Raw genomic sequence first — 25343 nt, 5'->3', positions numbered from 1 at the left:
TTCGCCTATGCCCAGCGCCAGCCTCAAGGACTTCTGCATCGACGCGACGCTGCCCGTGCCCGTCGCCAAGTTCTGGGCCGCCGCCATCGGCGGGGAGGTCGATATCGACGAGGCCGGCGAGGCGCTGATCCGGCGCGGCAAAGACGTGGACATCTGGATCAATCGCGTCCCGGAGCCCAAGGCCGTCAAGAACCGCGTGCATTTCGATGTGTATGCACGCGCCGTCGAGGACCTCACCGCGCTGGGCGCAACGGCGCTCGCAGACGAACCGGAATGGGTCCTGATGGCCGATGTCGAAGGCAACGAGTTCTGCGCATTTCTCGATCCGGACCTTGAAAGCGATACGCCCGCACGCCTCTTCGCAGTATGCACCGATAGCGACAAACCCGTCGAGATCGCCCAATGGTGGCATGGTCTCGTTGGCGGCACGCTGACACCCGGCTCCAATGGGGAGCTGCGGTGGCTGCATGGTGGCGCCGGATGGGGCGATCTGATCTGGAAGTTCGTGCCCGTTCCCGACCAACGCGTGGTGAAGAACCGCTGGCATTGGGATGTGCGGGCCGACGCCGCCGAGCTGGTGCATGACGGAGCCCGTGCACTGCGCGGCCCCGACACCGATATCCGCTGGACCGTGCTCGTCGACCCAGACGGAAACGAGTTCTGCGCGTTCGGTTAGGCCGCCTTGCCCGGCGTCGCCAAGGCTGCCGCGATCGCAGTCGTCAACGGAACCGACAGCACCAGGGCAATGCCACCGACCGCTGATCTGGCGATCTCGATCGCCACGCCCTCGCTCGTCAGCACATCGCCCAGGGAGCGATTCGCGACGCTGAACAGCAGCAGCAGCGGCAGGGAGTTCCCGGCATACGCCAGCACCAGCGTGTAGACGGTGCTGGCGATGTGATCACGTCCGACCCGCATAGCGCCAAGGAACACGTCCCGACGGGTGGAACCATCGCCGAGCTCTGCCAGTTCAAAGACCGTCGAGGCCTGGGTGACGGTCACGTCGTTGAGCACGCCAAGCGAACCGATGATGAACCCGGCGAGTAGCAACCCAGAGATGGACACCCCACCCATGTAGGCGGCGACTTCATTGTTCTGCTCGTCGGACAGGCCGGTCAGATGCGTCAATTCGATGACGGCCCAGGAAAGTCCCGCCGCGAACAACATCGCCGCGAGGGTGCCCAGCAGTGCCGCGCTGGTGCGCATGCTCACTCCGTGCGCGAGGTAGATGACGACGAACAGGATCAGCCCCGACGCCACCAGGGCCAGCGGTAACGCGGGACCGCCGTCACGCAACGCGGGAAGCAGGAACACGGCCAGCACCAGGAATGCCACCACGATGCCCACCAACGCTCGCAATCCACGCCAGCGCGCCACTAGGCAGATGACGATCGCAAAGGCCGCGGCAACGGCAGCCAGCGGCCAGGTGCGTTCGTAGTCGTAGAAGCTGTAGGTGGTGGCGCCTTGCGCGTCAACCTGCCGAGTGATCCGGATATGTTCTCCGGCAGTGAGAGTCGGCTGCCCACCACCTGCGGTGAACTCCAGCTGAGTCTTGGCACCCGAGTTCGGTCCGGAGCTGATGGCTATGACGTCGAGGGCACAGCTCGACTCCGGCGTCTGCCCCGGAACGGGGTCCGCAGTGAGCACCTGCCCGGTGGACAGGCTGCCGCACTCGCCGATACGCGTCGACATCACCTGGCCCGACTCGGTGGTGACGGCGCCGCCGTGGGAATTCTGATAGGGCAACGGAATGTCCACGGTGCGATGCTCAGGCCACAATGCCACGAGCCCGACAAGGACCGCGATCCCCATCGCGGCGAGCAGTCCAACCACGAGCCGTGCGGCGGTGGAACCGAAGGGAGCGGGCCCCGTCGGCATCACGTGGGAATGGGTATGCGAATGCGACACGCCTGTCAGGGTAGAGGTGGCAGCGCGGCCAGGTCCGCTTCCGTGTTCACGTTGACGACCCAGTTGGGGTTGGATATCGAAATTCGTTGCACATCAACGCTGTCGAGAAGCACGCCGAGCCGGCGTTCCCCGGAAGCGGTTAACTCATCAATGATGTCGCATAGGCCTACGTCATAGATGGCCGCCAGGTAATGATCCCGGCCGCCGGCCGCGGCAAGCGTGATCCGACCGCCACCAGTTGCGAGTTCATCGATGAGCGCCGGGGCGAGCAAGGGCATGTCGACGGCACAGACAAAGGCCCTGCGCGCTCCCCGTTCCGCGGCGACCCGCAAGCCCTGCCCCATCGCGACCAGCGGCCCCTGCCCCGGCTGCGGGTCCTCGATGGCGACCACTTCCAGATCTCCGATGTCCTGGTGCGGGGCGCGCACCACGATCACCGGTGCACAGCGTGAGCCCACCGTCCGCACGGTGCGTTGGGCCAGGGTGGCCCCACCCCAGCGGATGGTCGCCTTGTCGCGACCCATGCGGCGTGAGCCTCCCCCGGTGAGCACCACGGCCGCGAGTTGATCCATAGACAGAAAGGTACGCACAGACGCCAACAGCCGCGGACACCTTGATTGGTGTCCGCGGCTGTTGAGGTGGTTCTGCGGCTAGCCGCGCCGTCCGCAGACGGGCCACGCGCCGATTCCCTGACGGTTCAGCACGTTCTCGGCAACCCGGATCTGCTCCTCGCGCGAGGCGAGGTGCGGGGAGCCGGCGCCGCCGTTGGCACGCCAGGTGCCCATGTTGAACTGCAGGCCGCCGTAATAGCCGTTTCCGGTGTTGATACCCCAGTTGCCACCGGACTCGCAGTTGGCGATGGCATCCCAGTTGACCGGATCCGCACTCGCTGTTCCAGCCAGTGCCATCGGAGCCGCGACGAGCGCGCCGGTGATGGCCGCTGTGGTGAGCGTTTTGCGGATGTAATTCATGTCTTTCCTCTCGCCGGGTACGCACCGAACACCACCCGCTTGCGGATACCGCGGCGGGTTTGGACACACCTCGTGAGAGGTGGACACAGTTGGTCGGATCGCGCCGTCTCGGTCGGGCGCGACAAGGGAGGCGGCTGCTGCCCCACCGGCTCGTACTCTCGCCGGCTGCCAAGGACTGCCTAGCGGCCTTCCTGGTCCCATTTACACACGGGGTTCACGGTGCGGAGTTTTGCTCCGCTTTGTTGACCTGAGGGACGGTACGGAAGGCCCCAGCGAAAGTCACCCTGCGACACGCAGATACCAAACCAATCACGAAACAATCACGGAGTGAATCTCCAGCGACTAACCCCAGGTCACTTACGAAATTCTCAGGATCTCTTAGAGTGCCGTCTACCTGGCACTAGTGAGTCAGATCACGGCAATATTGTGACCCACACCACGAATCAGCAAATCACACTGGTCACGGTAGAAACTTCAACAACATGCGGCGTGGCTAATTGACAAATTAACTCTAATCACATTGGCATCACAAGCATCAGAGTTTGCCAATTGCCACAGAATGGAATGAAAAGGAAAGGAGAATTGAATACCAGCGCTTCGAATGCGCGATGGGGTCACCCGAAAGGCATGGGGTGTCAACGAATTCGGATTCACGGCGAACCGCACCACACGCCGAGTGTGCGCACCGGCGCTCACACTCGAGACTTTTCACGCCCCATCGCTCACACTCGACGCATGAGCAAAGCGACTAAGCACCACGCGGCGGAAAACCCAGCCGCCGAACGGATTTACCGTCGAACTAGCCGACAGTCCAGGTGTCGCGACCAGTCAACAGCGCCTGCAATGCGGCCGTGTCGCCAGGCTTGGCAGCCTTGGCGGCGGCCACCTGCTCGCGTGCGAGGTCGTCATAGCTCGGCCGCTGCACGCTGCGGAACACGCCCATGACGGTGTGCTCAAGGTTCTGCTCGGACAACCGGGACAAGGCGAAGGCGTAGGCCGGATCATCCGTATGCGCGTCGTGCACCACGATGTCCTCGGCCTTCACGTCGGCGGTCTTGGCCACCTCAAGGCCGAAACCGGAACGGATGACGCAGAGTTCACCCTCGGCGCCGAAGGTGATCGGCTCGCCGTGGTGCACATTGATAACGCGCTGCTCGGCCCCGTCCTTGCGCAACAGATCAAATGATCCGTCGTTGAAGATCGGGCAGTCCTGCAGGATCTCGACAAGCGCCGAACCACGGTGCGCTGCCGCGGCACGCAACACCTCCGACAGACCCTTCTTGTCCGAGTCCAGGGCGCGTCCGATGAACGTCGCCTCGGCGCCGAGCGCCAGCGACACCGGGTTGAACGGGTAGTCCAGCGATCCCATCGGCGTCGACTTAGTGACCTTGCCGGTCTCCGAAGTCGGCGAGTACTGCCCCTTGGTGAGGCCGTAGATCCGGTTATTGAACAGCAGGATCGTCAGGTTCACGTTGCGGCGCAGCGTGTGGATCAAGTGGTTGCCGCCGATGGACAGCGCGTCACCGTCACCGGTCACCACCCATACCGACAGGTCCTCGCGGGCCAGCGCCAGGCCTGTCGCAATGGCCGGAGCACGCCCGTGAATCGAGTGCATGCCGTAGGTGTCCAGGTAGTACGGGAAACGGCTGGAGCAGCCGATACCGCTGATGAACACGATGTTCTCGCGCTTGAGGCCGAGCTCGGGCAGGAAGCCGCGGATGGTGTTGAGGATGACGTAGTCACCGCAACCGGGGCACCAGCGCACCTCTTGGTCGGAGGTGAAGTCCTTCGACTTCTGCTCCTGATCGGTGGTGGGCACCAATGCATTCGCAGTCAGCCCCAGATCGGTACCGGCCAGACCACTGACCTCGCTGGTTTCGTTCAAAACGTCGGTCATGCTCGATCCCCTATGGCCACCGCAGACTCGCGTGCGAGAACGGCCTTCTGGCTTTCCTTTTCGGCGAGCGACCCGTCCAGGGCCGCATCGATGATTTCTTCGACCTCGTCGGCGAGGAAGGCCATGCCCTGCACCTTCGTCACCGATTGCACGTCCACCAGGAACTTGCCACGCAGTAGCAGTGACAGCTGACCCAGGTTCATTTCCGGCGCAACGACCTTCGGGTACTTACGCAGCACCTCGCCCAGGTTGTTCGGGAACGGATTGAGATGACGCAGATGGGCGTGAGCCACCTTGAGGCCCTTGCGGCGAGCACGCCGGCATGCCTCACCGATGGGGCCGTACGAGCTGCCCCATCCGATCATCAGCAATTGGGCGTCACCGGATGGATCGTCAACCTCCAAGTCCGGCACCGTGATTCCGTCAATCTTGAGCTGACGCAGCCGCACCATGAGGTCGTGGTTGGCCGGATCGTAGGAGATGTTGCCCGAGCCGTTGGCCTTCTCTAGACCGCCGATACGGTGCTCTAGCCCGGGGGTACCGGGCACGGCGAACTGGCGTGCCAGCGTCTCCGGGTCGCGGTTATAGGGCGCGAAGTCCTCATCCGGTGTGGCGAACGTGTGCTCGATCGCCGGATAGCTCGCAATATCCGGGATGGCCCATGGCTCAGAACCGTTGGCGATCGCTCCGTCGGACAGGATCATCACCGGGGTCCGGTACGTGAGCGCGATGCGCACCGCCTCGACGGCGATGTCGAAGCAGTCCGAAGGCGAACGCGGGGCCAGCACCGCGATGGGTGATTCGCCGTTGCGGCCGTAGAGGGCCTGCAACAGGTCGGCCTGCTCGGTCTTGGTGGGCAGTCCCGTGGACGGGCCACCACGCTGCACGTCGATCACCAACAGTGGCAGTTCGGTCATGACCGCCAGACCCACGGCCTCGCTCTTGAGCGCAACGCCGGGACCGGAGGTGCTGGTGACACCGAGGGCGCCACCGAACGAGGCACCAAGGGCCGCACCGATTCCGGCAATTTCGTCCTCGGCCTGGAACGACAGCACACCGAAGTTCTTGAGCTTGCTCAGCTCGTGCAGGATGTCCGATGCGGGGGTGATCGGGTACGTACCGAGTACCACCTGGGTCTTCGCAAGCTGGCCCGCGGCCACGACGCCGTACGCCAGCGCCGTGTTACCCGAGACCTGCCGGTACTGACCAGCCGGCAGCGCTGCCTTGGCCACCTCGTAGGTGGTTCCGAAGGCTTCGGTGGTCTCGCCGTAGTTCCAGCCGGCCCGGAAGGCCAGGATGTTGGCCTCGGCCACATCAGGCTTCTTCGCGAACTTCTCGCGCAGGAACTGCTCGGTGCCCTCCAACGGACGGTGGTACATCCAGGACAGCAGCCCGAGCGCGAACATGTTCTTGGTGCGCGCACCGTCTTTCTTCGAGACTCCGGCGGACTCGACGGCACCGAGCGCCAAGGTGGTCATCGGTACTTGATAAATCACGTAGTCCGACATGTCGTCGTGCTCCAGCGGATCAGACTGGTAGTCGACCTTGGCCAGGTTCCGCTTGGTGAACTCGTCGGAGTTCGCGATCACCATGCCGCCGCGCGGCAGGTCGCCGATATTGGCCTTGAGCGCCGCCGGGTTCATCGCCACCAGCACGTCGGGCCGGTCGCCCGCCGTGAGGATGTCGTAGTCGGCAATCTGGATCTGGAAGGAAGAAACGCCGGGCAGCGTGCCCTGTGGAGCACGGATCTCGGCGGGATAGTTCGGCTGCGTGGCGAGGTCATTGCCGAAGACGGCGGCCTCGGAGGTAAATCGGTCTCCGGTGAGCTGCATACCGTCACCTGAGTCTCCAGCAAACCGGATGACGACCTTTTCCAGCTTCTCCGACACGGCTCCGTCGCCCACCGGTGACCTACCTTTCACGACGAACTCTGGCGGTGACGGTACGTACGCCACCATTCAGCAGAGTTTTCTGTCACTCTCGGTACCGATTATTGCACTTTCACACCGCTGACCTTGACGGGGGCATACCTGCGCGCCCGAAACTTGACACCCGTCAAGACCATGCTTGCCGCCTGGCCAGTGCCGTTGCGTCACTACCGACGAGTAGACGTGAGGCAAATCACAAAGATCAGCCAAGCATCTGCTTGGTTGCCCGTTGGCGCTCCTGAACCTGACGACCAATCGGGGGTTGGAACACCGGGACGCCCGCAGCGGGTCCAGAATGAGAACCATGACCGGGCACCGGATACCGAGGGTTGGTGACGGCTTTGGCCAGGGCAGCGCACCCCAACCCGACGAGGCAGGGGAACCCCATATCGCAGTCACCGGGGCGAAGGACGTCGCCGCGGGGATGACCGCGGTGGGAGTTTCCCTGCAACGCGGCATCGAACAAATGGGACCACTGCGTACCGTCGCCACTCTGGCCAGGGTGAATCAGCGTCACGGCTTCGACTGCCCGGGATGTGCCTGGCCCGAAACTCCGGGGCACCGCAAACTCGCGGAGTTCTGCGAGAACGGGGCCAAAGCGGTTGCCGAAGAGGCGACCACGCGCACCGTCACCCCAGAATTCTTCGCCCAGCACTCCGTCGAGGACCTGCGTAAGCAACCCGAATATTGGCTCAGCCAACAAGGTCGCCTCACCCACCCGATGGTGCTGCGTCCGGGCGAATCGCACTACCGGCCCATCGAGTGGGACGACGCGTATGCACTCATCGCCAGCGAGATCACCGCGGCGGCCGACCCGGACCGACTGGCGTTCTACACCTCGGGACGTACCAGTAATGAGGCAGCATTCTGCTACCAGTTGATGGTCCGCAGCCTGGGAACCAACAACCTGCCCGACTGCTCGAACATGTGCCACGAGTCGTCGGGCACCGCGCTGACCGACTCCATCGGCATCGGCAAGGGCTCGGTCTCGGTACCCGACATCGAGCATGCCGACGTCATCCTCATCGCTGGCCAGAACCCCGGCACCAACCATCCCCGCATGCTGTCGGTTCTGGAGAAGGCGAAAGCCAACGGCGCCAAGATCATTGCCGTCAACCCCCTCCCCGAAGCCGGGCTGCTCCGGTTCAAGGACCCGCAGAAGGTCAACGGGGTGGTCGGTCACGGCGTGGCCATCGCCGACGAGTTCGTGCAGATCCGCCTCGGCGGCGATATGGCGCTCTTCGCCGGCTTGGGCAGGCTGCTGTTGGAGGCCGAAGACGCCAACCCGGGCACCATCGTCGACCGACAGTTCATCGAAGAGCACTGCGCTGGATACGAGGAATGGGCCGCACGGACGCGGACGGTCGACTGGGAAACCGTCACCCAGGCAACGGGTATCGACATGCCCCAGCTGCGGACCGTCGCCGATATGCTCGCCAAATCACAGCGCACCATCTTCTGCTGGGCGATGGGACTTACCCAGCACCGGCATGCGGTGGCCACCATCGGCGAAGCGACCAACCTGCTGTTGATGCGCGGCATGATCGGCAAGCCGGGCGCCGGGGTGTGCCCCGTGCGGGGCCACTCCAACGTTCAGGGCGACCGCACCATGGGCATCTGGGAACAGATGCCCGAAGAATTCCTGGCCGCACTGGATTCCGAGTTCGGCATCACCTCCCCCCGAAAGCACGGGTTGGACACGGTCGATGCGATCCGGGCCATGCGGGACGGCAGGGTGTCGGTATTCATCGGCATGGGCGGCAATTTCGCCTCGGCAACCCCCGACACCGCCGTCACGGAGGCGGCGCTGAGCAATTGTGCCCTGACGGTGCAGATTTCCACCAAGCTCAACCGCAGTCACCTGGTGAACGGCGGCACCTCACTCATCCTGCCGACCCTCGGGCGCACCGACAGGGACATCCAGAAAACCGGGAAACAGCTTGTTTCTGTGGAGGATTCGATGTCCATAGTGCACCTGTCACGGGGCAGTCTGCATCCACCGAGCACGCTGCTGCGCAGCGAGGTCGCCATCGTCTGCGAGCTGGCACGGACCGTCCTGGGGCCCGAGCACCCGGTGCCGTGGGAGCGGTTCAGCGACGACTACGACACCATCCGCGATGCCATCTCACGGGTCGTACCCGGGTGTACCGATTACAACACCAGGGTCCGCCAACCGGATGGATTCGCGTTGCCGCACCCGCCACGTGACGAACGCCAATTCCCCACCCACACAGGTAAGGCCAACTTCTCAGTGGCGCCGGTGGAGTGGGTGCCGGTGCCCGCGGGCCGGCTGGTGCTGCAAACGCTACGCAGCCATGACCAGTACAACACCACCATCTACGGCCTTGACGATCGTTACCGCGGTGTCAAGGGCGGCCGGCGGGTGGTCTTCGTCAACCCGGAAGATCTTGCGGCATTCGGGTTGTCCGAGGGTTCGCGGGTAGACCTGGTATCCGAGTGGGAGGGACAAGAACGGCGAGCCGACGACTTTCTGGTGGTGCCATACTCCACTCCGCGCGGTAACGCCGCCGCGTACTACCCGGAGACCAATTCGCTTGTGCCCCTGGATCACGTCGCAGAGCGGTCCAACACCCCGGTGTCCAAGGCAGTCGTGATTCGGCTTGAGGCCCGCGACGGTGGGTAGGGTCACCGATAGGCGCAAGATCACGCGCATCGAGGGTGCCGGAAGCAACGACCGTAGCGAGACGCTCGTCGTTGAAGAACCCTTGGAGATTCGGGTCAACGGGCGGGCGGTGGCGGTCACCATGCGCACCCCGGGGTCGGATGTCGAACTCACCCAAGGATTCCTACTCACCGAGGGCGTCATCGCAGGCCGCGACGATCTGTTGACGGTGCGGTACTGCCAGGGCGAGGGCCCCGACGGCCTGAACACGTACAACGTCCTGGATGTCACGTTGGCTCCCGGAGTTCCCGCACCTGACCCGGCGGTGACGAGAAACTTCTACACCACCTCGTCCTGCGGCGTCTGCGGCAAGGGCTCACTGGACGCGGTGCGCACCATTAGCCGCTTCTCCCCCGGCGACGACCCGTCCACAATCCAGACGGACACGATGGTTGGCCTACCCGACAAACTTCGTTCGGCACAAAAGGTTTTCGCGTCCACAGGCGGGCTACATGCGGCGGCGCTGTTCACCACGGACGGCACCATGATGGTGGTGCGCGAGGACATCGGCCGGCATAACGCGGTAGACAAGGTCATTGGGTGGGCACTTGAGAACACCAGGCTGCCGCTGACCGGAACGGTGCTGCTGGTGAGCGGCCGGGCGTCCTTCGAGCTCGCACAGAAAGCCACCATGGCCGGGGTCCCGATCCTGGCCGCGGTCTCGGCACCGTCATCGCTCGCCGTTGATCTCGCGGCACAGTCCGGGATGACCCTCGTCGCGTTCCTGCGAGAGGACAGCATGAACGTCTACACGCGAGCGGACCGGGTGCGGACATGATCCGCGGCCACGCCACACCCGAAGTCGGTATGTGAAGCCGGCGAACGCAGATCAGACCTCGACGGCGATCTCCCTGCCCAGTGCATAACCGGGCGCTAGCGGCAGGGCGTCCCCACTCCAGAACGATCCCGGGTCGAAGTAGTTCGACCGCTTCTCGGTAATCAGGAGACCCATCTCCTCGTAGGTGATCGCCACCGTCTCGGCGCAGAACGCGGTCTCCAACCCCGCCTGGCGGTGTTCCATCTTGTCGCGCTCGGCCACCTCACGAACCTTCTTGTGCACGAAGGGAATTCCGCGTGTCCAGTCGCTCACGGTGGGGAGCCGGCCCCTCATCCAGCGACCCGTCAACCGTGCGGTAGCAGGAAACGGCGTGCCATCCATCCGGGCCACCACACGCAGCGCCGCGTCCTCCTGCTCGCGGCTCACCCGCGGGCTCAACTGCCGAAGCCAGCACCGCTGCCCGTATACCTGCGCCCAACGCTCGATCGCCTCGCGCGCATCGTGCAATTGCACACCCCGGTGGTTATCCCCGGTCCATACATCGGTGAGTTTGTTGCCGAGTTCGGCGTGCCACATGAGCGGCGGTAGGTCGTCGATCGTCAGCGTCATGCCAACATGGTTGACCGGACTGTTCGACAGCGTCTGGATCAGACGATCTGGGCCCGACCGTCCGCGGAACACCCAAATGTCGCCGGTCCGTGTCGCATCAAGCGCTTCCTCAATCGACGCACTCCTGCGCTCGGTCATGTTGGCACCGTAGCCTGGACCGATGGCCAACATGTGGAAGTGGCTCGGGCTCGCAGGGGCCGTCGGGGTGGCGGCGGGAGGCGTGCTGGTCGTCCGCGATCAACGCCGACGTCAGGCGTACACCGTCGAGGAAATCCGCGACCGGCTACATCAGCGCCTGGGCGAATCGGAGCGTCGCGACTAGCGAAGCCACCAGCTAGCTGGACCGCCAGTTCTGTAGACCGACGAACACCATCGTCAGCGCGCTGGTAGCGCCGTCAACCACCTCACCGGTGTCGGTGTCGGGCTGCACCAGTTCCGCTACCGCGTTGGCGGCGATCGACAAAAGGAGATTCGCCGCGGTGGTGAGGTCGGCCGAATCCCACAGGCGCATCTGATCGCGACGTGCCAGATCGATGGCCAACTCTCCAGCCAACAACCGCATCTCGATACTCACCGCACGCCGCACCTCGGTGGGTGCGGTGTAGCGCTCGGTGACGACGAATCGAAGCTGATCAGGGTTTTCCCGCACCTGTTCAGCGAGGATGTTCATGGCCTCGGACACCGTCGCCGGTTCACGCCGACGTACTTCCCTAGCGATCCCCCGGGCGATGCGCATGCCTTCTTCGGCCAGCGCCACGCCCAGATCATCGAGCGAAGAGAAATGCCGGTAGAACGCGGTCGGCGAAATTCCCGCACCGCGGGCCACATCACGCAGGCTCAATCCCGAGAACCCCTGTGTGCGCGAGAGTTCGAGAGCCGCCTCCATCAACGAGGTGCGGGTGCGCAGCTTCTGCTCGCCCCGGACCGAGTCACGCCGCACCGAGGCACCACGCACCGAGACGGCAACGTGAGGTCCCTGCCCATGACGACTGGCCATAGCGGCCACCTTAACGCTGCGATAACCGACACGGCGATTGCGGCTTGACTTAACGGGGGCGTCATCGTTCACAATTTGAGTGTACATTCGTTAACTTAAGGAGGGAGTTCGAATGACATTTATAACTAAAGTCACCCGACGCATCCTGACCCCGGAGTCCTCATTGGGCCGGCTAGTCTCGTCCGCCCTCACCCCACACTCCGTCGACCGGCACCTCGACCTGGTTGACCCGAAGATCACCGGGGAAGAGGCCAGTGCCCGGGTCATCCGGGTACAGCGTCGCACCACCGGCTCGGTCACCCTGACCCTGCGTACCACTCGCCAGTTCCAGGGCTTCCACGCAGGTCAGTTCGTACAATTGAGCGTCGCGATCGACGGCATCCCGCATGTCCGACGCTTCTCGCCGTCCTGCGCCGATACCGGCCGCGAGATCATCGAGCTCACCATCGCGCGCCGCCCCGACGGGTTGGTGTCCAACTACCTGTACAAGCACGCCGCGGTTGGCGACCTCTACACCCTCACTCAGGCCGCAGGGACGTTCACGCTCCCCGCGCCGCGTCCCATTCGGACCGTGCTGATCGCCGCCGGAAGCGGGATTACACCCGTTCTCTCAATGGCGAGAACGCTCGTCGGGGACGGGTACCCCGGCCAGCTCGCGGTGCTCTACTACGCCCCGACACCCGCGGACAACGCGTATGCCGGTGAACTGGCCGCATTGGGCGAGGTTCCGTCGGTGACGGCGCACATCGAGTACACCCGCGCCGGGGGCAGCCACTTCAGCGCCGGTCAGCTCGAGGCCATCGCGCCCTGGTACGCGGACGCGCAGACCTTCTTGTGCGGACCGCCGGCACTGCATAAGGCGGTCACCGAGCTCTACACCGGGCGCGGCCTGGCCGACCGGCTGCACACCGAGGAGTTCGACCCCGTGATCGTCGTCGACGAGCGCGAAAGCTCGGTCGAAGCGTAAGTTAGGCGACGTGGTGAGCAAGTTCGAACGCAATAAGGACCTCGCGCAGGAGGTTGTGTCCTCGACCGCCGAGCACATCGGGGAGATCGCCAAGATCATCACGGGGGCGGTCGGTGACGTCACGAGGCAGATCGGCGAGATCGCCACCGATGCCTTCGAGATGCGCGAGGCAGCCAAACGGGCCGAGCAGGACGAGTTTCGTACGACGTCCGAGGTCGACGAGGACCCGGCTCCGCGCTGACCCAGGCAACGATGAGCGCGGCGCTCAGTCGGACGCTTCGCGCCAGTCAGCGGCGGTGATGGTGAAGTACACGTAGTCCTCCGGCACGTCGTTGCTGCCTACCCGCTTTTGCCGATGATGCTCGTGAGCACCGATCTTGGCGAGCGCCTTCTGAGACCGAAGGTTGGTTGCACCCACGTGGAACCACACCAGGTCGGCGTTGATGAACGCGTAATCCAGCATGAGGGTCTTCAGTTCGGCGTTGACCGTGCCACCCCAGTACTCGCGGGTGATAAAGGTATAGCCGATCGCGACCTCACGCTTGTTCGGATCCCACTCGTAGAAACGGGAAGACCCGATCATCTCCCCCGTCGAGTGATCGATGATGACAAGGGATTTCGCCGCCAGAGCTTCCGCGAACCACTTCTCGAACACCGTCCGCTCGTGACGGTCTGAGCTCGGGTGTTGCGCCCAGATCAGCGGGTCGCTGGCGGCGCGGTGCAGCGGCTCAAGGTCGTCTTCTTCCAACGGACGGAGGGTGAGCGTTGGCCCCTCGAGTGTCGGTTGGCTCATGAACTCGGTAGACATCTCTTCCAGCTTACTGGGGTTACGAAATATGTTGCGCCAGGGTCGATTTACCTGGACCATCGAGATCCTTAAGCGCGTCGGCGCGTGCGCCCATGGCCATCAGCACCGCCTCCGCCGGCCCGGTCACCTCCGACCCCCGTCCGAACGTCCAGTCCATATCGGAGGCCACCAACCGCACTCCCCGGCCACGCCAGAAACCCCGAACCAACGGCGCCCACGTCGCGAAGTCCATGGCCACCCGCAGCCTGTCCTCGGGAATTACACGTGGGATTCCCAGCGGACGCCGCACGTCCTGCTGGTGGATCATGCTGTCCAGCAAAGCAATCCGACCGTCGAACCCTGCGGTGAGCCCGCGCGGAGTCTCGCTGGCACGCACCCGTTCCACAAGTTGCTCAGGGCTCAGCCCGGACAGTTCGGCGAGCCGGGTGGCGTTTATACGATTCGGGTTGAACCCACCCTTAATGAAACGCGGCACCATCGCCGCGCGGCTGAGATCCTCGAAACCGACAAAATGCGCCACCACATCGCGCACCCGCCACTGGGTGCAGAGCGATGGGGCATCCCACTGCTCGGGAGTCAGTTCCTCCAGCAGGTTCGTAAAGTCACGCCGCTCGGCACGGGCCAGTTCCATCGTGCTCACGCATAGAGGCTACCGCCGTTGCCCAACTAGGATCCCGTCATGATCGGGACAAAGTTCGGGATTGCGGGCGCGGTCGCCGTCCTCGTCGTCGCCATTACCCCGGCGCTGGTCCACGCGGATCCGACGGCGCAGACGTGCTCGGGGCCCTATGGCCGCGGGCAATGGATGATCACGATGAGCACCCCCAAGGACACGAAGTCCATCGAGCTGAAAGATGCCGGCGATCTTGCACTTGTACTGCGCACCGCAGATGGTTGGCAGCCAGCGGAGATTCCATCCAATCCGTTGGTTGCTCTTTCTCAGTCACGCGTTGCCGCAACTGCCTCTAGCCATCTGGTTGTTTACATCGCGAAGTCGTCGACCAACGCCGACATCACTCCCGATCTCCGCGAAAACTGGTCACGGAACAGTCAACGACGATCCGGTACGGTCGACAGCTCGCAGGCGGATTATCAGGGCTACCCGTCTTGGTATCAGCGAGTACGCGGCGCCAATCAACTCGACGATGGCACGGTCTGCTGCATCGACGAGGAGGCGCACCGCGAGATCGCCGTCCGCACTGCAACAAACTCGTATCTGATCACCGTCCACTCATTCACGAGATCACCCGATCAAAACAGCGGGTGCAACCCCATTCCGTCCCAAGACGACTTTGATTCGGGCGCTGCTCAAACGCGTAACGGCCTGACGTTCAATAACCTGTAGGGCCCCGCCGGCCCGGTGAGCTAGGCGCTCTTGTCGCGACGCTCGGCACGCGAAGGCTTGCGGGGCACGATGGTCGGCAACACGTTGTCGATGACGGTCTCCCTGGTCACCACAACCTTGGCGACGTCATCGCGGCTCGGGATGTCATACATCACCGGCTGCAGCACTTCCTCCATGATGGCGCGCAGCCCGCGGGCCCCGGTGCCACGGTGGATGGCCTGATCGGCGATAGCCTCCAGCGCATCCTGCTCGAACTCCAGCTCCACGCCGTCCATGTCGAAGAGGCGCGTGTACTGCTTGACCAGCGCGTTCTTCGGCTCCGACAGGATCGTGATGAGCGATTCCCTGTCCAGGTTGGTCACCGAGGCGACGATCGGCAGGCGGCCGATGAACTCGGGGATGAGACCAAACTTGATCAGGTCCTCGGGCATGACGTCGGCGAAGTGGTCGGCGGTGTCGATATCGGCCTTCGACTTGACCTCGGCACCAAAACCTAAGCCGCGCTTGCCAACACGGTCCGACACGATCTTTTCCAGGCCCGCGAAGGCACCCGCCACGATGAACAGCACGTTGGTGGTGTCGATCTGGATGAACTCCTGGTGCGGGTGCTTGCGCCCGCCCTGCGGGGGCACCGAGGCCTGGGTTCCTTCCAGGATCTTCAGCAGCGCCTGCTGCACACCCTCACCGGAGACGTCGCGCGTGATCGACGGGTTCTCGCTCTTGCGGGCAATCTTGTCGACCTCGTCGATGTAGATGATGCCGGTCTCGGCGCGCTTCACGTCATAGTCGGCGGCCTGAATCAGCTTGAGGAGAATGTTCTCGACATCCTCGCCGACATACCCGGCCTCGGTAAGTGCGGTGGCGTCAGCGATGGCGAACGGCACATTCAGCATCTTGGCCAATGTCTGCGCCAGGTAGGTCTTGCCGCAGCCGGTGGGACCCAGCATCAAGATGTTGGATTTGGCCAGTTCCACGGTCTCGCCACGGGCGTCGCGGGCCTTGTCGCCGGCCTGGATGCGCTTGTAGTGGTTGTAGACGGCGACTGCCAGCGTCTTCTTCGCGTTGTCCTGGCCGATGACGTAGTTCTCCAGGAAGTCGCGGATCTCGGCCGGCTTGGGCAGCTCATCGAGCTTGACGTCGTCGGCGTCGGCCAATTCCTCTTCGATGATCTCATTGCAGAGGTCGATGCATTCATCGCAGATGTACACGCCGGGGCCGGCGATGAGCTTCTTGACCTGCTTCTGGCTCTTTCCGCAGAACGAGCATTTCAGCAGGTCGCCGCCGTCTCCGATACGTGCCATGGGGGCCAGTCCTACTTCCTGTCACGCGGTGGTGGATCGTGTTGTCAGCACGTCCTCTGACCTGTTGGTCCCGACGCTACCCGCTACCTCTGCCGCACCGCGACCGATAAAGCGAATCGCACCGACGGCATTTACGCGCTGCCGTGCTGGAGAACATATCGCCTCACACCGACCGGAGCCGCGGATGACGCGCGCCGAGGACCGGTGTGTTGCAACTGTTATCCGAGCTCACCACCCGGCAGTTACGACGCTGCCTGAGCGGAGAGCTTGCGGTACTCCAGGACGACGTCGATCATCCCGTATTCCTTGGCCTCTTCAGCGGTGAAGATCTTGTCGCGGTCGGTGTCCTTGCGGATGTCCGCCGCGGCCTTACCGGTGTGCCGGGACAGGGTTGTCTCCTGCAGCACCCGCATGCGCTCGATCTCCTTGGCCTGGATCTCCAGGTCGGTGAACTGCCCCTGGATGACACCCGAGAGTGACGGCTGGTGGATCAACACGCGAGCGTTGGGCAGCGCCATCCGCTTGCCGGGCGTACCGGCCGCGAGCAGCACCGCAGCGGCCGACGCGGCCTGGCCCAGCACCACGGTGCGGATGTCTGAGCGCACGTACTGCATGGTGTCGTAGATCGCCATCAACGAGGTGAAGGAGCCACCCGGGGAGTTGATGTACATGGTGATTTCGCGGTCGGGATCCTGTGATTCCAGCACCAGCAGCTGGGCCATGATGTCGTTGGATGACACGTCATCTACCTGGTTGCCCAGGAAGATGATGCGCTCCTCGAACAGCTTGTTGTACGGGTCCGAGGTCTTCACGCCGAAACTCGACTGCTCGACGAACTGCGGCAGGATGTAGCGCGCCTGCGGAGCCAATTCCGGGTTGAGGTGCTTCGAGATCACTTGGACGCTCCCTTGCTGCCGTTGAGACCGCCACGGCTGATGATCTTGTCGACGAACCCGTATTCCAGGGCTTCGGGTGCGGTGAACCAGCGGTCACGGTCCGAGTCGGCCTCGATCTGCTCGACGCTCTTGCCGGTGAATTCGGCGTTGAGGCGGAACATTTCCTTCTTGATGACCTGGAACTGCTCGGCCTGGATCGCGATATCGGAGGCGCTACCGGTCACACCACCCAACGGCTGGTGCATCAGGATGCGGGCGTGCGCCAGGGCGTGCCGCTTGCCCTTCGTGCCCGCTGCCAGCAGGAACTCGCCCATCGATGCCGCCATGCCCATCGCGTAGGTGGCGATATCGCACTCGGACAGCTCCATGGTGTCGAAGATCGCCATGCCGGCGCTGATCGACCCACCCGGGGAGTTGATGTACAGGTGGATGTCCTTGGTGGGGTCCTCCGCCGTCAGCAGCAGGATCTGCGCGCACAGCTTGTTGGCGATATCGTCGTCCACCTGCTGGCCCAGGAAAATGATGCGCTCGGAGAGCAGGCGCTCATACACCGAGTCGATGAGGTTGAGCCCGGCTGTCGCCGAACGCATTTCAGTCACTGTGCAACCTGCCTTCGTATAGCGCTTCGGAGTTTCGCTTGAGAACCATTCTGCGTACTGCCGACATTAACCAACATCGGCCGCTGCGCACTCCCCACCACGGGCGAGTTCGCTCAGAGCGTTATTCGGTGTCGCCCTCGGCGTCGGCTGCATCCGCCTCGGCCGCGACCTCGCGACGCGGTCCCAGCACGGCCTCGACGTCCACGTCGGCACCGGTGGAATCGGTGACCTTGGCCTGACGAACGACCTCCGCGATGGCCTTGCCGCGACGCACGTCGACGTACAGACCGGGCAGCTGCTGCTGCTGGGTGAGGTACTGGATCAGCTGCTGCGGCTCGATGCCGTACTGGCGCGACATGAGCACCAGACGCTCGGTCAGGTCCTGCTGGTCGACGTTGATCTCGAACTTGTCGGCGATCGAGTCGAGCAACAGTTCGCTCTTGATGGACTTGGTCGCGGACTCGCGGATGTCCTTGTCGAACTCCTCACGCGAGGTGCCCTGCTCTTCGAGCATTTCGTTGAGCTTGTCCTCGTTGTGGTCCAGACCGTGGACGGCCTCATGCAGGCTGTTGCTGATCTGCTCCTCGAGGATCTTCTCGGGCACCGGGATCTCGATCGTGTCGAGCAGCACGGTGATGGCCTCGTTGCGGATCTCATCGGCCTGGGCGATGCGCTTGCGACCCTTCACCTGCTCGGTGAGGCTCTCCTTGAGCTCGGCGATGGTGTCGAATTCGCTTGCCAGCTGGGCGAAATCATCGTCGGCGGCGGGCAGCTCGCGTTCCTTGATCGACCCGACCTTGACGGTCACCTCGGCGTCCTGCCCGGCGAACTCGCCGGCGGCCAACTTGGTGGTGAACACCTTCTCCTCATCGGCCTTGAGGCCGATGATTGCCTCGTCCAGGCCGTCGATCAGCTGTCCGGAGCCGATCTCGTGGGACAGACCGGTGGTCGCGGCGTCTGCGACCTCCTTGCCGTCGACGGTGGCCGAAAGGTCGATCGACACGAAGTCGCCGTTCTCGGCGGCACGCTCGACGCCCTTGAGGGTTCCGAACCGTGCACGCAGCGCCTCAAGCTCGGACTCGATCTCGGAGTCTTCGACGATGACCGGCTCGACGGTGACGGCGACCGTGCTCAGGTCGGGCAGCTCGATCTCGGGGCGCACGTCGACCTCGGCGGTGAAGGTCAGCTCTTCGCCGTCCTCAAGCTTGGTGACCTCGATCTCCGGCTGGCCGAGCGGCTTCACGTCGGAGGCGGTGACGGCCTCGCTGTACCGGCCGGGAAGCGCGGAATTGACGACCTGCTCCAGTACCGCGGCGCGGCCCACGCGGGCCTCGAGCAGCTTCGCGGGTGCCTTACCGGGACGGAATCCGGGCAGGCGGACCTGCTGGGCCAGCTCCTTGTAGGCCTTCGAGAAATCTGGTTCAAGCTCTGCGAAGGGAACCTCGACGTTGATGCGAACCCGGGTCGGGCTCAGCTTTTCGACGGTGCTCTTCACGTGCAGTGCTCCTTTATAGTTCGCGGCAGATCGTCCTGACCTGCGGTTCTCGTGCTGTCGTGCTGTCGGGGTGACAGGATTTGAACCTGCGACCCTCCGCTCCCAAAGCGGATGCGCTACCAAGCTGCGCTACACCCCGGTGGACCTGCGTCCGTCGTTCGTCCAATCCTCCGTACGAGACCCAGCGATCTTACGGCCTCGACATGCAACGGTATGAATTGGATTTGATCCGCCCCAGCGCTGTACATTCGTCAGCGCGTGCGGGACAACCTCGCAAGCATGCGGGTGTAGCTCAATGGTAGAGCCCTAGTCTTCCAAACTAGCTACGCGGGTTCGATTCCCGTCACCCGCTCCACCAGGACTGCTCGGCGGACAGGCGAGTTTTTCGATTTCGAACGCCCATTCGAGGCGGCGAGCCTGTGCCGCGCCCGTGCTGCCTGAGCTGTTATCTGGCGGTCCCACAAGCCGGTGTCCGCTCACGATGAAAGAATGACCGACCGTGAAGGCCGATCCGCCCCAGCAGCTCAATCGCAGCGACCACTACAACCTGGTGATCTCTGTGCGAGACGCTATGGATCCGATGCGCGGAGACGACCAGTCACTGCTCCTTGTCCACTTCGGATTCAGCGCCCTGGGCTTCAACTTCGAGGGTCCGTCAATCGGCGAAGTCCTCATGCAAGGTCGCCAAGATGACCTTGTGGCCCTGGCTCAACACCTGAACATCGAAGTTCCCGGACCGCCGGCAGACCCAGGGATACCGACGGCCTATGTAGTCGACATCTACTCACAGCTCGTCGCCGCAGAAACCGCTTTCCGAGAGATCGTCCGGGCGACCATCGGACCGACATGGATCGATGACTTCACCGCTGACAAGGTCGAAGGGCTAGAAGCCAAACGCACAGAGGAGGACAAGCGGCGAGACGGAGTCTCGGTCAGCCAGGACCTGCTCGACTACACCGAGGCGTTTCACCTCAAGTCGTTGGTCCTTAAGCACTGGGACAAGACGGGTCCGATTCTTGACGACAAGAAGCGCACCGAGGTCTACCTGAATGCGATGCTCGACGTGCGCAATACGATCGCGCATGCCCGTCCGGTTGTGCCACACGAGCGACAATTACTTGCCGGAATCGCAGGGCAAATTCAGAACTTGATCTCCGTTTACCGCAGTGGCTCCGAGACCGCTGATGCGTACTACGCCAGCATCAACTACGCACGTGACTCATTCGGCGTCGAGGGCCGCAGAGATGGCGTCGGAAGCGGCGACAGGAAGCGGCTGAAGATCGGGCAAGTTATCGAGTTTGACTTCTCTGCGACCGATCCTCACGACCGCGAAATCGAGTGGACTTTCAGCATCTACGACAACGGGAGGTCCAGGTCGGGTCATCTCGGTATTGCACTTGGCCCCAGCGCCACCTTCCTGTGGACGGTGGGGGAAGAAGAAGTGGGCGAGCAGATCGATCTTTGGGTCTCAATAGCGAACGAAAGCCCGTATCAACGCAACGGTACGTGTGACGACAGGGTGTGCTTTGGCTACTCCGTGAGCCCGCCGGTGCCGCCCCGGTCACGCTGAGTTCACCCATGTAGCGACACGATATTCGCGGGCATAGTCGGCGTTGCCGCCGTGCCAAGTGAGTCCTGGGAGTCGTGCTGCGTCACCGACGAAAACACTGGTAGAGACATTTTCCCATTCGACAGGTCTCGTATTGGTCCCGTACAGCTACCTCCACTGCAGCCATGACCCGCTCAGGATGTTGTTGACGAGGCTCTCGACGAAGATCACGGCCTGCTCGCGACCCGGCCGATACTGGGTTGGATGACCGCACAGGTTTCTCAACGTCAGACTCTCGGCCAACGTACGGCGCGCGTTCCGATTAATCATCCCTGCGTCTTCGGAGAGCTGGATGAATTGGTCCTCACTGAGATACAGCAAATCATTCTTCTTCTTCACTTCTCGGTATTTGCCGTGCTGCCCGTAGCGGGCAAAATTAGCGGCCTGGATCTTCCCAACACCTCCACGATGACTAGCGACGACACCGTACATGTGCTCTATTGTCGCAGCCCACACCATGAGAATCGCCGCGCGGTAGAGCTGCCTCTCGTAGCACTCAACGGCCTCCGCGAGGTAGTCGGCGTACTCAGGAGGGGCGTTATTTGCAGCCTCCCGCAGCGAAGATAACGCCGCTGCTGGCGCCTGGGTAGAGGTATCCTCTACTGGAATAGCGTAGGCCTCTTGGAAATCACGCAGGCCTGCCAGCCATGAAAGCGGCGGTCCTGCTCGGTTACTCGCCATCTTCTGGAAGCGCGGCGTTCAACACGTACCTTCGCATGTTCTTGAAAATCTCCTCAACGGTCGCGGCATTGGCATCAGCTGCAATGTGAATCTCGATATTCACATGGACAGCGGGACTCGTCTGCAGGTTTACGGCTGGTGGCGGCGTTGGCGTTGGATCCGGTCCGGCGCCTCCTCCTGAGCCCGAGGCTGCGCCCCCGCCGTTATTCGGCGTCGGTGTGTCGGCGAGCTTCTCTGGTGTTGTCGTGGCCGCGCGCTCGATCGCCGAGGCATCGCCCTTCAAGTACGTCTCGGGCCTGCCATTGCCGGCACCGATGTACTTTCCGAGGCCAGCAGACCCAGCCAGCCTCAAGAAGAAGACGACCGCGTCGGTGAGTCCATCTCCTTGCGCTCCACCGAGTTTGTCGCCGTGATGGTCGTGCCAGTAGACGCCGATAGCCGTCTTCGTCGGATCGGTCTGCGGATTGAAGTGCATCCAGTGCACCGTCGCCGAATAGAGACCGTCTGAAAGGAGCATCTCGAGCATGGCTTGCGCCTTGACGGATGCCTCCGTCGCATTCGCATACGTGCGCCCAAGATCAGTTAGACGTAGATTCTCTCCATCGCGTTGCAAGAATCCGATGTGCGTTGCTGCATCGAGCTTCCGCTTGTCAGCATGCTTCGGGTCGATCGTCGCCTTGACTTTGCCTACAGAAACCCAGCTGACTTGGGTCTTGAGATAACCCCCGAGTGCATCGAAGTCATCAATCGTTGTTTTGAGCGGTAGCAACTCGTTCCTCCCCTTTAGGTGCACCCATTGTGCCCAACTCGGCGCCCCGATTGGGGAAGTCTGGCGAAATGTCATGCGCGTCTATTAACCCAGGGCACAATATTTCCGCCGTAGCGAGTCGTTCTATCCAGGCAACGAATCGACGCCGGAAGCCACGCGTCGTTTCGCTGAGGGGTGAGCTGGCGCTCACCCGCTCCACCAGTCAGTACCGTGGGTGCCATGGAAATCATCCTGGGCCTGCTTCTCGTCGGCGTGATCGTCGGCGGCGCGATCGTCTACACACAGGGATCGAACCGCCGCCGCGGCGACCAACTCGAAGACGCGAAGGCCGACGCCCGTCGCCTCACCGAGCGCCTCGGCGGGCAGGTGCTCGGTTTGACCGGGACCGATGACGCCTCACGTCAGGCACTCGCCGATGCCTCCGAGCGCTACACCGCGGCGTCCTCGGGTATCGAGCTGGCCAAGACCCCCTCCCAGGCGGCGCTGGCGAAGGAAAGCGCCATCGAGGGGCTGTATTACGTCCGCGCCGCCCGCGTCGCGATGGGCATGGATCCCGGGCCCGAGCTGCCCTCGACCACCGGCCAGAACCGGGCGGGATCGGTCAGCGAGGAACGGCAGATCGAATTCGAAGGTCGCCAGGTCGAGGCCTCCCCACAGCCGTCCAGCCGCACACCCAACTACTACCCCGGCGGCAACGTCGCGGGGCGTCCGGTGCCCGCCGGCTGGTACTCCGAGCCGTGGTGGAAGCCCGCCCTCGTTGCCGGGGCCTGGGGCGTGGGTTCGGCGCTGCTGTTCAACTCGCTGTTCTCCGGCATGCACGGTGTGGGTTACGGCGCATCGGGGTTCGAAAGCGGTTTCGGCCAAGGGTATTCAGACGGATACGACGCCGGAATGGCTGCCGACCAAGGCGGCGGGTCCGACCAGGGCGGTTGGGATCAGGGCGACCAGGGCTCCGGTTGGGACCAAGGTGGCGGCTGGGATCAGGGCGGCGGTAGCGGCTGGGATGGCGGCGGCTGGGACGGCGGAGGAGATTTCGGCGGCGACTTCGGGGACTTCTAGGGAACCGACGGCGCCGCGACAGGCACGTTGGGCGTGAGCAGAATGGGCGCGAATGTCTCGCGCGCCAACGCGCGCACCTCCTCGGTATTGCCGAGGTCGATGGTTGTGCCGGGCGCGGCAAGATATCCCAGCACCAAGTGAATCAGGACGTCGACCTGCCGACCGGAATCGCCGGGAGGGATGCGCCCCTCCTCTCGCATCTGGTCGATCTGGGAGGTGAGGTAGTGCCGCGCCAGTTCGATCGGAGCGGGATCTCCCTGAGTGATCGCTTCTATCGCCGTCATCCTCGCGACGAGTGAATCACCGCTCAGGAGAGGGTGATTCACAATCTCGATACAGACCGCGAACCCCTCGGCGACCCGCTCACCAATATCGTCGAATCCACCCGCACGTTCCTGCAGCTCATCCAGGAACTTTCGCATCTCTTGGGCAAGCGCGCGCTCGAACAACTCGTCTTTACTCGAGAAGCGTCGAAACACCGTGGCGCGGCCCACTTTCGCCCGCCGTGCCACCTCATCGATAGTGGCCGTCTGAGTACCCCGCTCGGCCAGCACCTCGATAGCTGCGTCCAGTAAGCGGGTCTCGATATCGTCCGGCTCCGGATGCGAACCCAATCCGCGCACCGCGCGGGCCATGAGCTTTCCCAGTGGCGCGCCAGGTCGCGTCATGAACCCACCTTTCGGGTTATTGGTACTCGCGGTCCCATTCAGCGCAGTTTACCGCCGGAAACGTCATCACGGCTGACATCAGCGAATTTGACATGAGGGGCACCAGAACAGGTTTCGCGCATCCAACGCTGCGGTGAGCACGGGCGTCCCGCACACCCGACACGGCGAACCCGCACGCCGGTACACATAGGTACGGGGGCGGTTTGGCGCGTATGACGGGTCCCCATGGTCGTATTCGGGATCGACTGTGACGATCTTGCCGACCCGCAACCCGATGCGCATGCGATCGACGAGATCGCCCCAGAGCGCGGTGAGTTCATCGGAATCGAGGTGGCCCCCCTGCCGGTACGGGTCAATGCGCAGCCGGAACAACACCTCACTGCGGTACACATTGCCCACCCCAGCGATGACCTTCTGATCCATCAGTAGTGCGCCGATTGGCCTGTGCGACTTCGCGATCCGCTCAAAGGCCGTCGACGGGTCGGATCGTGGACGCAACGGGTCGGGGCCGAGCCGGGCCAAGATCGCGTCGACCCGCGGGCCGTCGATGAGCTCACACACCGTCGCCCCGCGTAGATCGGTACCGGACTCGCGCCCTTCGATCCGCATCCGCACCTGACCGACGGGCACCCCCATGGGCGTCGGCAGCTCGGTGAAGGCGCCGTACAACCCCAAATGCACGTGCACGACGCCGACCGGGCCGTAGTCGTGGAAAAGGTGCTTGCCCCAGGCATGGGCCTTGACGAAGGTCCGACCGTTAACGGCAGCGGCACCCTCGGTGAACCGCCCTTGCGGGCTGCTCACGGAAACCGGCGATCCGGCGAACCGGCGCTGATGCAACCGGGCAAGCCGGTGCAGGGTATGCCCCTCCGGCACGAGCGCTAGGAGGTAGCGCCCGGTACCGGCGGGGCCTCGCCCGTTGCCTCGTACTCGGCGAGGATGTCGATGCGACGCTGATGCCGCGGTTCCTCCGACCATTTGGCCGACAGGAACGCGTCCACGATGGCCAGCGCCTCGGGCACGGTGTGCATGCGCCCGCCGATGCCGATCAGCTGAGCGTTGTTGTGCTCGCGGGCCAGCACCGCGGTTTCCAGGCTCCATGCCAGCGCGCAGCGTGCACCCTTGACCTTGTTAGCCGCGATCTGCTCACCGTTACCCGAACCCCCGAGGACGATGCCGAGGCTGCCCGGGTCGGCCACAGTGCGCCGCGCGGCGTCGATGCAGAACGCCGGGTAGTCGTCCTGCGGATCCACCTCGTAGGCACCGCAGTCCACCGGCTCGTGGCCGCGACCCCGAAGGTGCTCGATGATCTTCTGCTTCAACTCGTAGCCGGCGTGATCCGCTCCCACATAGACGCGCATGGCGCTGATTGTGT

26 protein-coding genes, 2 tRNA genes and 1 pseudogene are annotated in these 25343 nt (G+C 63.5%); 10 read left to right on the top strand and 19 right to left on the bottom strand.

All coding sequences use genetic code 11. The annotated features are described in order from the left end of the window. The first annotated feature begins 7 nt into the window (after positions 1-7). Positions 8-676 (top strand): VOC family protein, encoded by a 669-nt coding sequence (locus tag FZI91_RS11535; protein WP_155939172.1) that lies wholly within the window; start codon positions 8-10, stop codon positions 674-676. On the opposite strand, the gene FZI91_RS11530 is transcribed toward FZI91_RS11535, so the two are convergent. The 5 genes from FZI91_RS11530 to FZI91_RS11510 all read right to left on the bottom strand — a co-directional run bounded on the left by FZI91_RS11530 (position 673) and on the right by FZI91_RS11510 (position 6734). Continuing rightward, entirely contained in the window at positions 673-1908 is a 1236-nt protein-coding gene (locus FZI91_RS11530) for a YibE/F family protein (protein ID WP_309224056.1), read from the bottom strand. The genes FZI91_RS11535 and FZI91_RS11530 overlap by 4 nt on opposite strands. A gap of 5 nt (positions 1909-1913) precedes the next feature. Then, complete coding sequence (gene mobA / locus FZI91_RS11525; protein ID WP_155939171.1) at positions 1914-2480, bottom strand: molybdenum cofactor guanylyltransferase; 567 nt, start codon at positions 2478-2480, stop codon at positions 1914-1916. 78 nt (positions 2481-2558) lie between these two features. Then, positions 2559-2879, bottom strand: a complete 321-nt coding sequence (locus FZI91_RS11520; protein WP_155939170.1) for a transglycosylase family protein — start codon at positions 2877-2879, stop codon at positions 2559-2561. A gap of 799 nt (positions 2880-3678) precedes the next feature. Beyond that, complete coding sequence (locus FZI91_RS11515) at positions 3679-4776, bottom strand: 2-oxoacid:ferredoxin oxidoreductase subunit beta (RefSeq protein WP_155939169.1); 1098 nt, start codon at positions 4774-4776, stop codon at positions 3679-3681. Next, positions 4773-6734, bottom strand: a complete 1962-nt coding sequence (locus FZI91_RS11510; RefSeq protein ID WP_155939168.1) for a 2-oxoacid:acceptor oxidoreductase subunit alpha — start codon at positions 6732-6734, stop codon at positions 4773-4775. Before FZI91_RS11510 ends, FZI91_RS11515 begins: the two co-directional genes overlap by 4 nt. 274 nt (positions 6735-7008) lie before the next feature. Between FZI91_RS11510 and FZI91_RS11505 the strand changes: the two genes are divergently transcribed. Together FZI91_RS11505 and fdhD are read left to right on the top strand one after the other, a co-directional pair. Further along, positions 7009-9348 (top strand): FdhF/YdeP family oxidoreductase, encoded by a 2340-nt coding sequence (locus tag FZI91_RS11505; RefSeq protein WP_375234344.1) that lies wholly within the window; start codon positions 7009-7011, stop codon positions 9346-9348. Then, the gene (gene fdhD, locus FZI91_RS11500) at positions 9341-10165 is read left to right on the top strand and encodes a formate dehydrogenase accessory sulfurtransferase FdhD (protein WP_162525626.1); all 825 of its coding nucleotides are present in this window, start codon (positions 9341-9343) and stop codon (positions 10163-10165) included. The genes FZI91_RS11505 and fdhD overlap by 8 nt, the downstream gene beginning before the upstream one ends. Positions 10166-10216: 51 nt before the next feature. Here the strand turns inward: fdhD and FZI91_RS11495 are convergent, their stop codons facing one another. Next, complete coding sequence (locus FZI91_RS11495) at positions 10217-10912, bottom strand: guanylate cyclase (protein WP_155939165.1); 696 nt, start codon at positions 10910-10912, stop codon at positions 10217-10219. Positions 10913-10934: 22 nt separating this feature from the next. On the opposite strand from FZI91_RS11495, the gene FZI91_RS11490 reads away from it, so the two are divergent. Then, positions 10935-11096 carry a hypothetical protein gene (locus FZI91_RS11490; RefSeq protein ID WP_155939164.1) on the top strand — a complete coding sequence of 54 codons (162 nt, stop codon included), beginning with the start codon at positions 10935-10937 and terminating at the stop codon, positions 11094-11096. Between the two features lie 12 nt (positions 11097-11108). Here FZI91_RS11490 and FZI91_RS11485 read toward each other — a convergent pair whose 3' ends face one another. Continuing rightward, positions 11109-11771, bottom strand: coding sequence for a TetR family transcriptional regulator (locus FZI91_RS11485; protein ID WP_155939163.1), 663 nt, complete (start codon positions 11769-11771; stop codon positions 11109-11111). Between the two features lie 112 nt (positions 11772-11883). Between FZI91_RS11485 and FZI91_RS11480 the strand changes: the two are divergent. Then, positions 11884-12690, top strand: a pseudogene (locus FZI91_RS11480) (ferredoxin reductase); the annotation flags it as partial. A 58-nt stretch (positions 12691-12748) separates the two neighbouring features. After that, complete coding sequence (locus tag FZI91_RS11475; RefSeq protein WP_162525627.1) at positions 12749-12979, top strand: hypothetical protein; 231 nt, start codon at positions 12749-12751, stop codon at positions 12977-12979. Positions 12980-13003: 24 nt separating this feature from the next. On the opposite strand, the gene FZI91_RS11470 is transcribed toward FZI91_RS11475, so the two are convergent. Next, positions 13004-13546, bottom strand: coding sequence for a GNAT family N-acetyltransferase (locus FZI91_RS11470; protein ID WP_155939162.1), 543 nt, complete (start codon positions 13544-13546; stop codon positions 13004-13006). Between the two features lie 19 nt (positions 13547-13565). Beyond that, positions 13566-14177 carry a maleylpyruvate isomerase family mycothiol-dependent enzyme gene (locus FZI91_RS11465; RefSeq protein WP_155939494.1) on the bottom strand — a complete coding sequence of 204 codons (612 nt, stop codon included), beginning with the start codon at positions 14175-14177 and terminating at the stop codon, positions 13566-13568. Positions 14178-14225: 48 nt separating this feature from the next. On the opposite strand from FZI91_RS11465, the gene FZI91_RS11460 reads away from it, so the two are divergent. Beyond that, entirely contained in the window at positions 14226-14891 is a 666-nt protein-coding gene (locus tag FZI91_RS11460; protein WP_155939161.1) for a hypothetical protein, read from the top strand. A gap of 20 nt (positions 14892-14911) precedes the next feature. Here the strand turns inward: FZI91_RS11460 and clpX are convergent, their stop codons facing one another. The 5 genes from clpX to FZI91_RS11435 form a co-directional block, all read right to left on the bottom strand. After that, on the bottom strand, positions 14912-16192 hold the full coding sequence (gene clpX / locus FZI91_RS11455) for an ATP-dependent Clp protease ATP-binding subunit ClpX (protein WP_155939160.1): 1281 nt from the start codon (positions 16190-16192) through the stop codon (positions 14912-14914). Between the two features lie 242 nt (positions 16193-16434). After that, positions 16435-17088: an ATP-dependent Clp protease proteolytic subunit gene (locus FZI91_RS11450; protein WP_162525628.1), complete on the bottom strand. Its 654-nt coding sequence runs from the start codon at positions 17086-17088 to the stop codon at positions 16435-16437. After that, positions 17085-17678 (bottom strand): ATP-dependent Clp protease proteolytic subunit, encoded by a 594-nt coding sequence (locus FZI91_RS11445; RefSeq protein ID WP_155939159.1) that lies wholly within the window; start codon positions 17676-17678, stop codon positions 17085-17087. Before FZI91_RS11445 ends, FZI91_RS11450 begins: the two co-directional genes overlap by 4 nt. A gap of 130 nt (positions 17679-17808) precedes the next feature. Continuing rightward, complete coding sequence (tig, locus tag FZI91_RS11440) at positions 17809-19182, bottom strand: trigger factor (protein ID WP_162525629.1); 1374 nt, start codon at positions 19180-19182, stop codon at positions 17809-17811. 65 nt (positions 19183-19247) lie between these two features. Next, positions 19248-19321: transfer RNA gene (locus tag FZI91_RS11435), tRNA-Pro, on the bottom strand. A 142-nt stretch (positions 19322-19463) separates the two neighbouring features. Here FZI91_RS11435 and FZI91_RS11430 point away from each other — a divergent pair. Both FZI91_RS11430 and FZI91_RS11425 read left to right on the top strand, forming a co-directional pair. Continuing rightward, positions 19464-19537: transfer RNA gene (locus FZI91_RS11430), tRNA-Gly, on the top strand. A 144-nt stretch (positions 19538-19681) separates the two neighbouring features. After that, the gene (locus tag FZI91_RS11425) at positions 19682-20752 is read left to right on the top strand and encodes a hypothetical protein (protein ID WP_155939157.1); all 1071 of its coding nucleotides are present in this window, start codon (positions 19682-19684) and stop codon (positions 20750-20752) included. Positions 20753-20899: 147 nt separating this feature from the next. On the opposite strand, the gene FZI91_RS11420 is transcribed toward FZI91_RS11425, so the two are convergent. Then, on the bottom strand, positions 20900-21472 hold the full coding sequence (locus tag FZI91_RS11420) for a hypothetical protein (RefSeq protein WP_155939156.1): 573 nt from the start codon (positions 21470-21472) through the stop codon (positions 20900-20902). Next, the gene (locus FZI91_RS11415) at positions 21462-22316 is read right to left on the bottom strand and encodes a hypothetical protein (RefSeq protein ID WP_155939155.1); all 855 of its coding nucleotides are present in this window, start codon (positions 22314-22316) and stop codon (positions 21462-21464) included. Before FZI91_RS11415 ends, FZI91_RS11420 begins: the two co-directional genes overlap by 11 nt. A gap of 144 nt (positions 22317-22460) precedes the next feature. Between FZI91_RS11415 and FZI91_RS11410 the strand changes: the two genes are divergently transcribed. Further along, positions 22461-23300 (top strand): DUF1542 domain-containing protein, encoded by an 840-nt coding sequence (locus FZI91_RS11410; protein WP_155939154.1) that lies wholly within the window; start codon positions 22461-22463, stop codon positions 23298-23300. Here the strand turns inward: FZI91_RS11410 and FZI91_RS11405 are convergent. From FZI91_RS11405 to FZI91_RS11395, 3 genes are all read right to left on the bottom strand, one after another. Further along, complete coding sequence (locus FZI91_RS11405) at positions 23297-23968, bottom strand: TetR/AcrR family transcriptional regulator (protein ID WP_155939153.1); 672 nt, start codon at positions 23966-23968, stop codon at positions 23297-23299. The two genes, FZI91_RS11410 and FZI91_RS11405, sit on opposite strands and share 4 nt — an antisense overlap. A 78-nt stretch (positions 23969-24046) precedes the next feature. Further along, a complete protein-coding gene (locus tag FZI91_RS11400) occupies positions 24047-24844 on the bottom strand; it encodes an Fpg/Nei family DNA glycosylase (protein WP_162525630.1) in 798 nt (265 codons plus the stop codon). A gap of 5 nt (positions 24845-24849) precedes the next feature. Further along, a complete protein-coding gene (locus FZI91_RS11395; protein WP_155939151.1) occupies positions 24850-25329 on the bottom strand; it encodes a ribose-5-phosphate isomerase in 480 nt (159 codons plus the stop codon). Between the last annotated feature and the right edge of the window lie 14 nt (positions 25330-25343).

Origin of the sequence: Mycobacteroides sp. CBMA 271 (assembly GCF_009729205.1) — a bacterium.
Lineage (GTDB): Bacteria > Actinomycetota > Actinomycetes > Mycobacteriales > Mycobacteriaceae > Mycobacterium.
Note: the sequence above shows the minus strand (reverse complement) of the source record. Positions and strands in the feature narration are given on the sequence as shown.

Coding starts and splice junctions, on each gene's coding strand:
- FZI91_RS11535 (WP_155939172.1), top strand. CDS start 8: ATGCCCAGCGCCAGCCTCAAGGACTTCTGCATCGACGCGACGCTGCCC.
- mobA (WP_155939171.1), bottom strand. CDS start 2,480: ATGGATCAACTCGCGGCCGTGGTGCTCACCGGGGGAGGCTCACGCCGC.
- FZI91_RS11520 (WP_155939170.1), bottom strand. CDS start 2,879: ATGAATTACATCCGCAAAACGCTCACCACAGCGGCCATCACCGGCGCG.
- FZI91_RS11515 (WP_155939169.1), bottom strand. CDS start 4,776: ATGACCGACGTTTTGAACGAAACCAGCGAGGTCAGTGGTCTGGCCGGT.
- FZI91_RS11510 (WP_155939168.1), bottom strand. CDS start 6,734: ATGGTGGCGTACGTACCGTCACCGCCAGAGTTCGTCGTGAAAGGTAGG.
- FZI91_RS11505 (WP_375234344.1), top strand. CDS start 7,009: ATGACCGGGCACCGGATACCGAGGGTTGGTGACGGCTTTGGCCAGGGC.
- FZI91_RS11495 (WP_155939165.1), bottom strand. CDS start 10,912: ATGACCGAGCGCAGGAGTGCGTCGATTGAGGAAGCGCTTGATGCGACA.
- FZI91_RS11490 (WP_155939164.1), top strand. CDS start 10,935: ATGGCCAACATGTGGAAGTGGCTCGGGCTCGCAGGGGCCGTCGGGGTG.
- FZI91_RS11485 (WP_155939163.1), bottom strand. CDS start 11,771: ATGGCCAGTCGTCATGGGCAGGGACCTCACGTTGCCGTCTCGGTGCGT.
- FZI91_RS11470 (WP_155939162.1), bottom strand. CDS start 13,546: ATGTCTACCGAGTTCATGAGCCAACCGACACTCGAGGGGCCAACGCTC.
- FZI91_RS11465 (WP_155939494.1), bottom strand. CDS start 14,177: ATGGAACTGGCCCGTGCCGAGCGGCGTGACTTTACGAACCTGCTGGAG.
- FZI91_RS11460 (WP_155939161.1), top strand. CDS start 14,226: ATGATCGGGACAAAGTTCGGGATTGCGGGCGCGGTCGCCGTCCTCGTC.
- clpX (WP_155939160.1), bottom strand. CDS start 16,192: ATGGCACGTATCGGAGACGGCGGCGACCTGCTGAAATGCTCGTTCTGC.
- FZI91_RS11445 (WP_155939159.1), bottom strand. CDS start 17,678: ATGCGTTCGGCGACAGCCGGGCTCAACCTCATCGACTCGGTGTATGAG.
- FZI91_RS11420 (WP_155939156.1), bottom strand. CDS start 21,472: ATGGCGAGTAACCGAGCAGGACCGCCGCTTTCATGGCTGGCAGGCCTG.
- FZI91_RS11415 (WP_155939155.1), bottom strand. CDS start 22,316: ATGACATTTCGCCAGACTTCCCCAATCGGGGCGCCGAGTTGGGCACAA.
- FZI91_RS11410 (WP_155939154.1), top strand. CDS start 22,461: ATGGAAATCATCCTGGGCCTGCTTCTCGTCGGCGTGATCGTCGGCGGC.
- FZI91_RS11405 (WP_155939153.1), bottom strand. CDS start 23,968: ATGACGCGACCTGGCGCGCCACTGGGAAAGCTCATGGCCCGCGCGGTG.
- FZI91_RS11395 (WP_155939151.1), bottom strand. CDS start 25,329: ATGCGCGTCTATGTGGGAGCGGATCACGCCGGCTACGAGTTGAAGCAG.